This window comes from Citrobacter sp. 21OH12SH02A-Citro, from assembly GCF_027919895.1.
Taxonomy (GTDB): Bacteria; Pseudomonadota; Gammaproteobacteria; order Enterobacterales; family Enterobacteriaceae; genus Citrobacter; species Citrobacter braakii.
In genome coordinates, this window is sequence record NZ_CP114801.1 from 3,379,628 (window position 1) to 3,392,542 (window position 12,915).

General features: G+C 51.5%; 13 protein-coding genes. 9 read left to right on the forward strand and 4 right to left on the reverse strand.

Features of this window, described 5'->3' with window-relative positions; all coding sequences use genetic code 11:
• Window positions 1-14: 14 nt before the first annotated feature.
• Window positions 15-398, forward strand: a complete 384-nt coding sequence (gene crcB, locus O6D90_RS16490; protein ID WP_003831281.1) for a fluoride efflux transporter CrcB — start codon at window positions 15-17, stop codon at window positions 396-398.
• 51 nt (window positions 399-449) lie between these two features.
• Here crcB and cspE read toward each other — a convergent pair whose 3' ends face one another.
• A complete protein-coding gene (cspE, locus tag O6D90_RS16495; RefSeq protein WP_000034825.1) occupies window positions 450-659 on the reverse strand; it encodes a transcription antiterminator/RNA stability regulator CspE in 210 nt (69 codons plus the stop codon).
• Between the two features lie 189 nt (window positions 660-848).
• Window positions 849-1,412 carry a lipid IV(A) palmitoyltransferase PagP gene (gene pagP, locus O6D90_RS16500; RefSeq protein WP_016155963.1) on the reverse strand — a complete coding sequence of 188 codons (564 nt, stop codon included), beginning with the start codon at window positions 1,410-1,412 and terminating at the stop codon, window positions 849-851.
• A gap of 451 nt (window positions 1,413-1,863) precedes the next feature.
• Between pagP and dcuC the strand changes: the two genes are divergently transcribed.
• Window positions 1,864-3,246 (forward strand): anaerobic C4-dicarboxylate transporter DcuC, encoded by a 1,383-nt coding sequence (dcuC, locus tag O6D90_RS16505; protein WP_016152227.1) that lies wholly within the window; start codon window positions 1,864-1,866, stop codon window positions 3,244-3,246.
• 149 nt (window positions 3,247-3,395) lie between these two features.
• Here dcuC and dpiA read toward each other — a convergent pair whose 3' ends face one another.
• Both dpiA and dpiB read right to left on the reverse strand, forming a co-directional pair.
• On the reverse strand, window positions 3,396-4,076 hold the full coding sequence (dpiA, locus tag O6D90_RS16510; protein WP_016152226.1) for a two-component response regulator DpiA: 681 nt from the start codon (window positions 4,074-4,076) through the stop codon (window positions 3,396-3,398).
• Window positions 4,045-5,706 (reverse strand): sensor histidine kinase DpiB, encoded by a 1,662-nt coding sequence (gene dpiB, locus O6D90_RS16515; RefSeq protein ID WP_016155962.1) that lies wholly within the window; start codon window positions 5,704-5,706, stop codon window positions 4,045-4,047. The genes dpiA and dpiB overlap by 32 nt, the downstream gene beginning before the upstream one ends.
• Before the next feature lie 389 nt (window positions 5,707-6,095).
• On the opposite strand from dpiB, the gene citC reads away from it, so the two are divergent.
• The 7 genes from citC to citT are packed head-to-tail and all read left to right on the forward strand — an operon-like array spanning window position 6,096 to window position 12,833.
• A complete protein-coding gene (citC, locus tag O6D90_RS16520) occupies window positions 6,096-7,172 on the forward strand; it encodes a [citrate (pro-3S)-lyase] ligase (protein ID WP_016152224.1) in 1,077 nt (358 codons plus the stop codon).
• Entirely contained in the window at window positions 7,169-7,465 is a 297-nt protein-coding gene (citD, locus tag O6D90_RS16525) for a citrate lyase acyl carrier protein (protein WP_003831276.1), read from the forward strand. Before citC ends, citD begins: the two co-directional genes overlap by 4 nt.
• Window positions 7,462-8,370 (forward strand): aldolase/citrate lyase family protein, encoded by a 909-nt coding sequence (locus O6D90_RS16530; protein ID WP_016155961.1) that lies wholly within the window; start codon window positions 7,462-7,464, stop codon window positions 8,368-8,370. The genes citD and O6D90_RS16530 overlap by 4 nt, the downstream gene beginning before the upstream one ends.
• Before the next feature lie 9 nt (window positions 8,371-8,379).
• On the forward strand, window positions 8,380-9,912 hold the full coding sequence (gene citF, locus O6D90_RS16535) for a citrate lyase subunit alpha (protein WP_016152222.1): 1,533 nt from the start codon (window positions 8,380-8,382) through the stop codon (window positions 9,910-9,912).
• Between the two features lie 3 nt (window positions 9,913-9,915).
• The gene (gene citX, locus O6D90_RS16540; RefSeq protein WP_016155960.1) at window positions 9,916-10,470 is read left to right on the forward strand and encodes a citrate lyase holo-[acyl-carrier protein] synthase; all 555 of its coding nucleotides are present in this window, start codon (window positions 9,916-9,918) and stop codon (window positions 10,468-10,470) included.
• On the forward strand, window positions 10,439-11,344 hold the full coding sequence (gene citG, locus O6D90_RS16545) for a triphosphoribosyl-dephospho-CoA synthase CitG (protein WP_016152220.1): 906 nt from the start codon (window positions 10,439-10,441) through the stop codon (window positions 11,342-11,344). The genes citX and citG overlap by 32 nt, the downstream gene beginning before the upstream one ends.
• Window positions 11,345-11,369: 25 nt before the next feature.
• Window positions 11,370-12,833: a citrate/succinate antiporter CitT gene (gene citT, locus O6D90_RS16550; RefSeq protein ID WP_016152219.1), complete on the forward strand. Its 1,464-nt coding sequence runs from the start codon at window positions 11,370-11,372 to the stop codon at window positions 12,831-12,833.
• Window positions 12,834-12,915 lie beyond the last annotated feature (82 nt).

Sequence of the window (12,915 nt, forward strand, 5' to 3'; positions counted from 1 at the left end):
AGCAGGATTACGCAGTGTTACAACTCCTTTTAGCAGTTTTTATCGGTGGTGGCACAGGTAGCGTAGCAAGATGGATGTTGAGTATGCGGTTTAACCCGCTGCATCAGGCCATTCCATTCGGTACGCTGGCTGCAAACTTACTTGGCGCATTTATCATTGGTATGGGTCTGGCATGGTTTAATCGCATGACAAATATTGACCCAATGTGGAAGGTGCTGATTACTACTGGCTTTTGCGGGGGACTGACAACGTTTTCCACTTTCTCTGCTGAGGTAGTGTTTTTACTGCAGGAAGGACGCTTTGGTTGGGCTATGGTGAATGTACTGGTTAATCTGTTGGGATCATTCGCGATGACCGCCCTGGCATTCTGGTTGGTATCTGCCTCTCCCGCACATTGAAGCGAAAAAAACCCGCAATTAAGCGGGTTTTGAATGCTTGCTGTCTTATGCTTACAGAGCGATTACGTTTGCAGCAGAAGGGCCTTTGGCACCGTTAGTGATTTCGAACTCTACACGCTGACCTTCAGCCAGAGTTTTAAAACCATTGGTCTGGATTGCAGAGAAGTGTACGAACACATCTTTGCTGCCATCTTCCGGAGTAATGAAACCGAATCCTTTGGACTCATTAAACCACTTAACGTTACCTTTAATCTTAGACATCAAAATTACCTTTACATGAAAAATAGACACAAATGCTGTGTCGGGTATCAGTACAACAATTGTGGTGCACTTTGTCCAGTCGAACTTTATCAAAAAGTGATAAATGTCGCGTTATTTTTCAGTTAAACTTCCTATCACTATGTTTTTAAAAGGCTTTCCAATAAACCACCTGACAATACAGGTAGTCCATCAAAACTGGAACCGCATCCACGCAAAGTAGACGTTGCCGTTGTTATACGTTCCAGGAATGTAGGTCATCTGAAACGTTGCCGGACCATAACCAATTGATGCCAGCGGTAACAGCACCGGTACCGGAATGTAGTTCCAGTTATCACGCGCGGTGAAACCGGCGGTAAAGCCGAGACCTGTATGGAAGTTTTCATCAGCCAGCGGTCGCCAGGTTTTTTCCCAGCCATAGCCGCCAATGGGTTCCCATTTATTGTAGGAATCCTTAAACGCCATGATATAAAGTCCGTGCCAGTTACCTTTATCATCCCAACGGGATTGACCAAATCCTGCACCCCACGGCCGTTCATTGTAGCGATCCGTTTTTTCTTTATCGTAGGCAAAACGCGCATGCCAGGTAATAGCAGGTACATACAGATCATAATGTTCCGGCTGCTGCCAGGTTTCACTGACATTATCTTTAAAAGTAGCAAACCAGCCTTTATCTTCAGCAGCAGCCTGGGAAGTGAAAGCTAACTGAATAAAAATAAATGAAAAAATGAGAAAATATCGTTTAGCGAAAATCACAACTTAATTACCATCCTGGGATTTATTATTAATTTTAGCAAACCCAACCTTAATGTCAGCTTAACAAAAATGCGCAAATAAAAAATCAGAATATTCCTCAGCCTATAACCTACCCCTTTATTTACTGAGCCATTTCATAGGAACTATTTTCTCTTTATTGCCAATAAATTGTGCTTTCCTGCGGCGAGAGTTAAATAACATCACAATAAATTAACAATAAAGCATCAATGTCACCACAAAACACACACACCAACGCTGCGCTTCACAGTTTTTTATTGTGATATTCTTTTTTTAATCGCGATGCTGAAAAAACGGCTTAGCCATCGCTTGAATCCGTATTTTTATTGATTTCAATCAGCAAGAGTTATCGGTTTATTAGGCACATTCTGTCACCACTTTTTACTTTTTTTAGTTTTTTAACTTTCTGGGCAGCAATGCGACAGGGGAAACAATGTTGACATTTATTGAACTCCTTATTGGAGTTGTGGTTATTGTGGGTGTAGCGCGCTACATCATTAAAGGTTATTCCGCGACAGGCGTACTGTTTGTCGGCGGTCTGGTTTTGCTGATTATCAGTGCGTTGATGGGCCATAAAGTTTTGCCGTCTAGCGCAGCAACAACGGGCTATACGGCAACAGACATTGTTGAATATATTAAAATTTTGCTGATGAGCCGTGGCGGCGATCTCGGCATGATGATTATGATGCTGTGTGGTTTTGCCGCCTACATGACGCATATTGGCGCGAATGATATGGTGGTTAAGCTGGCCTCTAAGCCGCTGCAGTATATCAATTCACCTTATCTGCTTATGATTGCCGCCTATTTTGTCGCCTGCCTGATGTCCCTGGCGGTCTCTTCAGCAACCGGTCTGGGCGTATTGCTGATGGCGACATTGTTCCCGGTCATGGTTAACGTTGGGATTAGCCGTGGCGCCGCAGCGGCCATTTGCGCCTCCCCAGCCGCTATTATTCTTTCGCCAACATCCGGTGATGTAGTGCTGGCTGCAAAAGCCGCGGAAATGCCGCTGATCGATTTCGCGTTTAAAACCACGCTGCCAATTTCCATTGCCGCCATCATTGCTATGGCGATTGCCCATTTTTTCTGGCAGCGTTACCTGGATAAAAAAGAGAACATTTCTCATGAAATGTTAGATGTGGCTGAAATTACCACTACCGCCCCGTCGTTTTACGCCATCTTGCCATTTACCCCGATCGTTGGCGTCCTGATTTTCGATGGAAAATGGGGCCCACAGCTGCACATCATTACGATTCTGGTGCTGTGCATGCTCATCGCTGCTGTACTGGAGTTCGTACGAGGATTCAACACCCAGAAGGTTTTCTCGGGTCTGGAAGTCGCCTACCGTGGTATGGCGGATGCCTTTGCTAATGTGGTGATGCTGTTAGTCGCGGCGGGCGTTTTTGCCCAGGGTCTGAGCACAATCGGCTTTATTCAGAGTCTGATTTCTATCGCCACCTCGTTTGGCTCCGCGAGCATTATTCTGATGCTGGTACTGGTGATCCTGACTATGCTGGCGGCAATGACCACGGGGTCCGGTAACGCACCTTTCTATGCTTTCGTTGAGATGATCCCGAAACTGGCGCACTCTTCTGGCATTAACCCGGCTTACCTTGCTATCCCGATGCTGCAGGCATCAAACCTTGGACGCACAATCTCTCCGGTCTCCGGTGTGGTTGTTGCTGTCGCAGGGATGGCAAAGATCTCTCCGTTCGAAGTAGTGAAACGTACCTCGGTTCCGGTTCTGGTTGGACTGCTGGTTGTGATTATCGCAACTGAAGTGATGGTGCCGGCGACGTCCGCCCTGATTGGCGGTTAACGATAACTGTCAGCATCTGACCTTGATACGCAAAATCATTTAAGCTGCCTCAAAGCGGCAAGTGAAGACATCCCCAGTACCATAGATAATTATGTGACTGGGGTTTCTTCACGCAGCCCACAAAGAGGCAGCTTCAAGGATGACGTGAATTAGCCGCCGTGATAAATACGCTGCGGCCTCCCCACCTTACCGTGAATAATCTCCGCAATAATCAAATGACGGCTGGCACAGTACTCCAGGTAGCGCCTGGAGGTGGTACGGCTGATAGTGAGCGCCTGAGCGATCGTTTCCGCAGTATGATGTACCGTCGGATCGGCAAATAATTTCAACACCGCATTCAGCGTTAACGCATCAATTCCGGTCGGCAAATCGCCTTTCGGTTCGCCGCGCGCATAAGCATTAAACATTTCATCAATCTGCTTTTGACTGGCGCTGTCATTACCGGCCAACATGCGTCTGCGCTGTTGATAACGCGTCAGCGTCTGTCCCAGGCGCTCGTAGGCAATGGGTTTAACCAGATAATCAAACGCGCCGCTGCGCACGGCCTCGGAGACCGTTTCCATGTCGCTGGCCGCCGTGGTAAACACCACGCCGCCCGGATAACGCGTCTGGGTTAGCTCATGCAACAACGTAATTCCCTTGCCGTCCGGCAAGTAGTTATCGAGCAGAATCAAACCGGGCTTAAAACGCTCAATCATCATCCTCGCTTGCGCAAGATTACCCGCCAGCCAAATCTGGCTGAAGCCGGGTATATGGCGGATATATTCAGCATGCATTTCCGCCAGTAGCGTTTCATCCTCAACGATCAATAGCGTTAATGGTTCCGTCATTATTTTTTTTCACTTTCGGAAGAAATAAAGAAAATAAGGTGCCGCAGGGGGAGTTATCTTCGAGTGTAATCACCCCGTTACAGCGCCTCACATAACTTGCAATCAGATACAAACCGATGCCATGTTCACCTGGTTCATCGGTACGGGTGCTCACACCCTGTTCAAATATTTTTTCACGCAATGCTTCCGGTACACCGCATCCCTGATCGGCAACTTCGATGATCACGTCATCCCCTTCATCACTCAAATAGAGTTCGACGATCTTGTTGCCTTGCTGGGTGCGCAAGCTCGCTTCAAATGCATTATCAAGCAGATTGCCAACAATTGCTGCAAACTCTGTGCTATCCAGCCCCTCAGGGAGTTGATGCAGTTGACTGCCAGGAACGATAGTCATAGTGAGGCCCAGTTCACGCGCATGCTGCACCTTGCCAAACAACAGACCGGCTACCTGACGATCGGCAAACGCGCCGCGCAGACTGTCAATCAGTTGCTGTTGCGCCTGCGACTCCCCCTGCACCATTGCCAGCACCCGGTCATACTCTTTCATTTGCAGCAGGCCATTAATGGTCGACATCCAGTTAAGGTGTTCATGACGCAGCGTTCTCAGGCTCTCTACATACTGTTTGATCTGCGTTAATTGCGCATTAAGAGTAGCAATTTCATCTTTACTACGAAAACTGATGATTGCCCCAAGCAGTTCATCGCCGGAGCGAATCGCCTCACGGTTAGCGATAACGCTCAGGCCATTAAAGTTCACCATCGCGTCCTGTCGTTTTTCCGCAATCTGCTGGGTGAAAAAGTCAGTCGGCTGAACCACCTCACTAACCGGTTTTCCAAGCCACTTTCGTCCAGGCGAAGACAGCCCCAGCATTTTCCTCGCGCTGCGGTTTATTGCGGTGATATACCCATCAGGGTCCACGGCGATCAAACCTTCATATACCGAGCTGAATAGCGCTTCCTGCTGACGCACTACCCGCGCGATTTGCTTAGGCTCCATCCCCAACATCTGCCGGCGAATATGGGCGGCAAATAACCAGGAGAGCAGCATAAGTACCAGCAACAGCAGGATAAACACCCCTGCCATTGGGAGTAAAAAGTCCGATCGCCAGCTATCGATTTTACTGATCAGATAGCCAATTGAGACCACGCCAATGATTTTGCCATCGTCATCAAAGATGGGCGTTTTGGCGCGCATCGCCATCCCAATCGACCCTTTGCCGGTAATAAAGTAACTCTCCCCTCTTTCCAGCGCGCCGGGTTTGGTGAACTGCATCGGGTAGCCAATTTTTTCCGGATTTGGGTGGTAAAGGCGGACAGAGTTGGTATCCCCGATAACCACATAGTCGAAGTCAGTCCCGCTCTGCAGTTTGTCGGCAATGGTCGCCAGACGCTTGTAATCACGATGCTTCACCGCCGCGATGATACTGTCGTTAGAGGCGATGATTTTGGCCTGGTTCATCGCCATATCGCGGACATGCGTTGCCAGATAATCTTCAAAACTGGCGGTAAAGTATTGTGCTAACGCGGCGATAATAAAAACAGAAACGACCAAAATAAGCAGAAAGATACGCAATGGAAACGCCAGACTGCGAAAAAAAGGAAACCGTGTTTTATTTTTCTGCTCTGCCATATTTCTTCCTCAGCGACGTTACCCGAAACTTATTTCTCATTGTAGTTGTAATAAAAATGTTTTATTTGCAAGTCGCGGTATAAAACAGGATCGTTGCAGATTCCCCACCTTAAATCAATTAAACAAATTAAAACCACACGCTATTTCGGAGTTAAATTAATTAAAAAACTTAAAACCATAAAACACATTAAAACCTTCTAACTTATTGTGAAATAAATCAAAAATTACCTCCAAAATACTCCTTACGATGTATGCAGCAGGGAAAAAAAGAAATACTCCGTAATAAAAAAACATTCCCTTCAATTGCAAACAAGAAGTTATCAGGTTGCTAAACAGAGCAACAAAAACAGAAACCCAGTAACAAATATAGCATCGGGGCTCTATTCACTATGTTCGGTAATAATATATTCACGCAAGTTAAACGCTCAGAAAATAAAAAGATGGCGGCTATCGCGCAATTTCTGAAAGAGAATGATTTGAGCGTTGATACAACTGTCGAAGTATTTATCACCGTCACCCGTGATGACCGCCTGATTGCCTGCGGCGGCATTGCCGGCAATATCATAAAGTGCGTCGCCATCTGCGAATCCGTAAGGGGTGAAGGCTTAGCGCTGACGCTGGCGACCGAGTTAATCAACCTCGCCTATGAGCGCCACTGTACGCACCTCTTCATCTATACCAAAACCGAGTACGAGTCGCTGTTTAAGCAGTGCGGTTTTTCTACGCTGACCAGCGTTCCCGGCATTATGGTGCTGATGGAAAACAGCACCACACGTCTGAAACGCTACGCTGAATCACTGGCGAAACAGCGCCATGAAGGGAAAAAAATTGGTTGTATCGTCATGAACGCCAACCCCTTCACCAACGGACATCGTTTTCTGATCCAACAAGCAGCCGCGCAATGTGACTGGCTGCATCTGTTTTTGGTGAAAGAAGATACCTCGCGTTTTCCGTATGAAGACCGACTGGATCTGGTGCTTAAAGGGACAAAAGACATTCCACGTTTAACCGTTCATCGCGGTTCGGAATACATCATTTCCCGCGCCACATTCCCGTGCTACTTCATCAAAGAGCAGAGCGTTATTAACCACTGCTATACCGAAATAGACCTGAAAATCTTCCGCCAGTATCTGGCCCCGGCTCTCGGCGTCACGCACCGCTTCGTCGGTACCGAGCCGTATTGCACCGTCACCTCCCAGTACAACAACGATATGCGCTACTGGCTGGAGACCCCAACGCTTCCCGCCCCACCGATTGAACTGGTGGAAATTGAGCGGCTGTGCTTCCAGGAGATGCCGATTTCTGCCTCCTGGGTGCGCAAGCTGCTGGTTAAAAAAGATCTCACGGCTATCGCATCCCTGGTCCCTGACGCCACGCTGCACTATCTGCAAAGCATGGTTGAGCGGGCCTCATCGGGTGCGGCAGTCCGCCAAAATACCCCCGCATTAGCAACAGGTGAAAAATGAAAATAAACCAGGCAGCCGTCGCAGGCACACTCGAGTCCGGTGATGTGATGATTCGCATCGCCCCACTCGATTCGCAGGATATTGACCTGCAGGTTAACAGTAGCGTCGAAAAGCAGTTCGGTGATGCCATCCGGGCCACCATTCTGGACGTTCTGTCCCGCTACAACGTACGCGGCGTGCAATTAAATGTTGATGATAAAGGCGCACTGGACTGCATTTTACGTGCGCGACTGGAAGCACTACTGGCCCGCGCTGGCGGTATTCCTGCACTGCCATGGGAGGATTGCCAGTGATTAGTGAATCTTTGCAGCAACGTAAACCCCGTACCCGCCGCAGCATGCTGTTCGTACCGGGCGCCAATGCCGCCATGGTCAGCAACTCGTTCATCTATCCGGCAGATGCGCTGATGTTCGACCTGGAAGACTCCGTCGCGCTGCGCGAGAAAGATACTGCTCGCCGTATGGTGTACCACGCGCTGCAGCATCCGCTGTATCACGACGTTGAAACTATCGTGCGCGTAAACGCCCTCGACTCCGAATGGGGCGTTAACGATCTCGAAGCCGTGGTACGCGGCGGCGCTGACATCGTGCGTTTACCGAAGACCGATACCGCGCAGGATGTCATCGACATCGAAAGCGAAATCCTGCGTATCGAGAAAGCCTGTGGCCGTGAGCCCGGCAGTACCGGTCTGTTAGCCGCCATCGAATCGCCGTTAGGCATTACCCGCGCGGTAGAAATTGCCCACGCTTCCGAGCGCCTGATCGGTATTGCACTGGGTGCGGAAGATTATGTGCGTAACCTGCGCACTGAGCGCTCTGCGGAAGGGACTGAACTGCTGTTTGCCCGCTGCTCTATTTTGCAGGCGGCACGCTCTGCCGGCATTCAGGCGTTCGACACCGTTTATTCCGATGCCAACAACGAAGCGGGTTTCCTGCATGAAGCCGCACACATAAAGCAACTGGGTTTTGACGGTAAGTCGCTCATCAACCCGCGCCAGATCGAGCTCCTGCACAACCTGTACGCGCCGACACGCAAAGAGCTGGCTCACGCGCGCCTGGTCGTGGAAGCCGCTGAAGCCGCCGCTCGCGAAGGCCGTGGCGTAGTTTCCCTGAACGGCAAAATGGTCGACAGCCCGGTTATCGAGCGCGCCCTTCTGGTTATCTCCCGTGCAGAACTTTCCGGCATTCGCGAAGAATAAGGCAAAAAAATGACGCAGAAAATCGAACAGTCTCAACGCCAGGATCGCGTGGCGACCTGGAGCCGTCATGCAGAAAGTGAGCTTTCCGCTTATCAGAGCACCGCAAAAGTAGAATTACAGGCGCAAAAACCGCGCGACAAGAAGCTGTGCGCTAACCTGGAAGACGCCATTCGTCGTTCAGGTTTACAAGATGGCATGACCATCTCTTTCCACCACGCTTTTCGCGGTGGCGATCTGACGATTAACCTGGTGATGGACGCCATCGCCAGAATGGGCTTTAAAAATCTGACGCTGGCCTCCAGCTCCCTGAGCGACTGCCATGCTCCGCTGGTTGAGCACATCCGTCAGGGCGTGGTCAGCCGTATTTACACCTCCGGGCTGCGTGGTCCGCTGGCGGAAGAGATCTCCCGTGGCCTGCTGGCCGAGCCTGTGCAGGTCCACTCCCACGGCGGCCGTGTACACCTGGTGCAAAGTGGCGAACTCAGCATTGATGTGGCGTTCCTCGGCGTACCGTCCTGTGACCAGTTTGGTAACGCTAACGGCTATACCGGTAAAGCGTGCTGTGGTTCACTGGGCTATGCCCGCGTCGATGCCGAAAATGCAAAACAGGTTGTCCTGCTGACTGAACAGCTGCTGACCTATCCACATAACCCGGCCAGCATTACGCAGGATCAAGTGGATCTGATTGTACAGATCGATCAGGTCGGCGATGCGGACAAAATCGGTGCTGATGCGACACGCATGACCACCAACCCGCGTGAACTGTTAATCGCCCGTAGCGCGGCAGACGTCATTGCTAACTCCGGTTACTTCAATGAAGGCTTCTCACTGCAGACAGGAACCGGCGGCGCTTCTCTGGCCGTTACTCGTTTCCTGGAAGACAAGATGCGCAGCCGCGATATCCGTGCTGACTTCGCCCTTGGCGGCATCACCGCTACCATCGTTGACCTGCACGAAAAAGGCCTGATTCGCAAACTGCTGGACGTACAGAGCTTTGACCGTAACGCGGCTGAGTCGCTGGCCCGCAATCCAAACCACATTGAGATCAGTGCCAACCAATATGCCAACTGGGGCTCAAAAGGCGCCTCCGTCGATCGTCTGGACGTCGTGGTGCTGAGTGCGCTGGAAGTTGATACCAGCTTCAACGTTAACGTACTGACCGGTTCTGACGGCGTACTGCGCGGCGCATCCGGCGGTCACTGCGATACTGCGGTTGCCGCTGCGCTTTCCATCATTGTCGCTCCGCTGGTTCGCGGACGCATCCCGACGCTGGTTGATAACGTCCTGACCTGCGTAACCCCAGGCTCCAGCGTAGACATCCTGGTCACTGACCACGGTATCGCCGTTAACCCTGCACGTCCGGAACTGGCTGAACGTCTGAAAGAAGCCGGTATGAAAGTGGTGTCCATTGAATGGCTGCGCGAACGTGCACAGCAGCTCACCGGTCAGCCACGCGCTATCGAATTCACCGACCGCGTGATTGCCGTTGTGCGTTACCGCGATGGCTCGGTAATTGACGTTGTGCATCAGGTGAAGGAATAAGCCATGCGCCTGCTCCCTGAACACGCCACCCAACACGCGGTTTCGATTCCTGAGCTGCTCGCCAGCCGGGATGAGAGACAAGCAAGGCAACATGCCTGGCTGACGCGTCATCACGCGCCACTGGTCTCGTTTACCGTGGTCGCACCGGGTCCGATTAAAGACAGCGCATTAACCCGTCGCATCTTTAATCACGGCGTAGCCGCCCTGCTCGCGCTGGCGGAAAAATCCACCTGGATTATCAGGGAGCAAACGGCGCTGGTTTCTGCCAGCGGTCCGGAAGGTCTTTTGTCTATTGAGGCCCCGGCCCACGATCTCAAGCTCGCCACGATTGAACTTGAGCATTCACATCCGCTGGGACGGCTATGGGACATCGATGTCCTGAACCCTGATGGGGAAATTCTGTCCCGGCGTCATTTCGCACTCCCTGCCCGCCGCTGTCTGCTGTGCGAGCAAAGCGCTGCCGAATGTGCGCGGGGTAAAACCCACGCGCTTTCCGACTTACTCTCTCAGATGGAGGCACTGCTGCATGATGCCGATTCCCGCAACATCAACCAATAACGCAGTCCTTCCTCTGGATCTGCCTGACGCTTACGCAACGCTTGCGTGGCGGGCCATGTTGACTGAAGTCAACCTGTCGCCCAAACCGGGTCTGGTGGATCGTATTAACAACGGCGCACATAAAGATATGGCGCTGGAAGATTTTCATCGCAGCGCTGAGGCAATTCAGGCCTGGCTGCCGCGTTTTATTGAATATGGGGCGTTTAGCGCACAGCTGTCGCCTGAAGATGTGTTGAAAGGACTGCGCCCACTGGGTATGGCCTGCGAAGCCGATATGTTTCGCGCCACCGAGGGGGTAAACACCCATAAAGGGAGCATCTTTTCACTGGGGCTGCTGTGTGCCGCCATTGGCCGCCTGCACCAGCTCCAACTGACTGTTACCGCTGAAACCCTTTGCTCTACGGCAGCAACATTTTGCCGTGGCCTGACCGAGCGCGAACTGCGCCAGAACAATCAACAACTCACGGCTGGCCAACGTCTTTATCAACAACTGGGATTAACCGGCGCACGGGGCGAAGCCGAAGCGGGATACCCGCTAGTCATCCAGCATGCCCTGCCGCACTACCGCGCACTGCTGACTCAGGGCCGCGATCCTGAACTGGCGCTACTCGACACGTTATTGCTGCTGATGTCTATCAATGGCGACACCAACGTGGCTTCACGTGGCGGCGCAGAAGGTCTGCGCTGGCTACAGCAGCAGGCCACAACTCTATTGCAGCAAGGGGGGATTCGCACCCCTGCCGATCTCGAATACCTGCGCCAGTTCGACCAACAGTGCATTGAACGCAACCTCAGCCCAGGAGGCTGCGCCGATCTGCTGATCGTCACCTGGTTCTTAGCTCAGATTTCACAAGTTCATCATTATCACAATTAAAGATCCTTTCCGGAGAATCACACACATGTCTTTAGCAAAAGATAAAATATGGAAATTACTGGCCCCATTGGTCGTAATGGGCGTAATGTTTCTTATCCCTGTCCCTGATGGAATGCCCCCGCAGGCCTGGCACTATTTTGCCGTTTTCGTGGCAATGATTGTCGGGATGATCCTGGAGCCAATCCCGGCAACAGCGATAAGCTTTATCGCCGTAACGATCTGCGTCATCGGCAGCAACTATCTGCTGTTTGATGCTTCAGAGCTGGCAGACCCGGCGTTTAAAGCGGGTAAGCAAGCGCTGAAATGGGGTCTGGCAGGCTTCTCCAGCACTACCGTGTGGTTGGTGTTTGGCGCGTTTATCTTCGCGCTGGGCTATGAAGTCACCGGTCTGGGTCGTCGTATCGCGCTGTTCCTGGTAAAATTCATGGGTAAGCGCACCCTGACGCTGGGCTACGCGATTGTCATCATCGACATTCTGCTGGCGCCGTTTACACCGTCCAACACCGCGCGTACCGGTGGTACCGTATTCCCGGTTATCAAAAACCTGCCGCCGCTGTTTAAATCATTCCCGAACGATCCGTCCGCGCGCCGTATCGGCGGATATCTGATGTGGATGATGGTAATCAGTACCAGCCTGAGCTCCTCTATGTTCGTTACCGGTGCTGCACCTAACGTGCTGGGTCTGGAATTCGTCAATAAAATTGCCGGTATTCAAATCAGCTGGTTGCAATGGTTCCTCAGCTTCCTGCCGGTTGGTATTATTTTGCTGATCGTTGCTCCGTGGCTGTCCTATGTTCTTTACAAGCCAGAAGTTACTCACAGTGCTGAAGTTGCCGCGTGGGCTGGTGATGAACTGAAAACCATGGGTAAACTGACGCGTAAAGAGCTGACCCTGATCGGTCTGGTTCTGCTCAGCCTGGGTCTGTGGGTCTTTGGCGGTAAACTGATTGATGCGACCGCTGTGGGTCTGCTGGCAGTCTCGCTGATGCTGGCGCTGCACGTTGTCCCGTGGAAAGACATCACCCGTTATAACAGCGCATGGAACACCCTGGTTAACCTCGCCACGCTGGTCGTTATGGCGAATGGTTTAACCCGTTCAGGCTTCATCGACTGGTTCGCCAACACGATGAGCTCGCACCTGGAAGGCTTCTCGCCTAACGCGACCGTGATCGTTCTGGTGCTGGTGTTCTATTTTGCTCACTACCTGTTTGCCAGCCTTTCCGCACACACCGCCACCATGCTGCCGGTTATTCTGGCCGTCGGCAAAGGCATCCCGGGCGTTCCGATGGAACACCTGTGTATCCTGCTGGTACTGTCCATCGGTATCATGGGCTGTCTGACTCCGTATGCAACTGGCCCTGGCGTTATTATTTACGGCTGCGGTTATGTGAAGTCCAAAGACTACTGGCGTCTGGGTGCTATCTTCGGCGTTATCTACATCTCTATGCTTCTGCTGGTCGGCTGGCCGATTCTGGCAATGTGGAGCTAATCATTCGGGTTCCCGCCTGATGAAAATGATGCCAGTCAGCTAAACCTGACTGGCATTTTTTATGATTAAATAGATGATATTC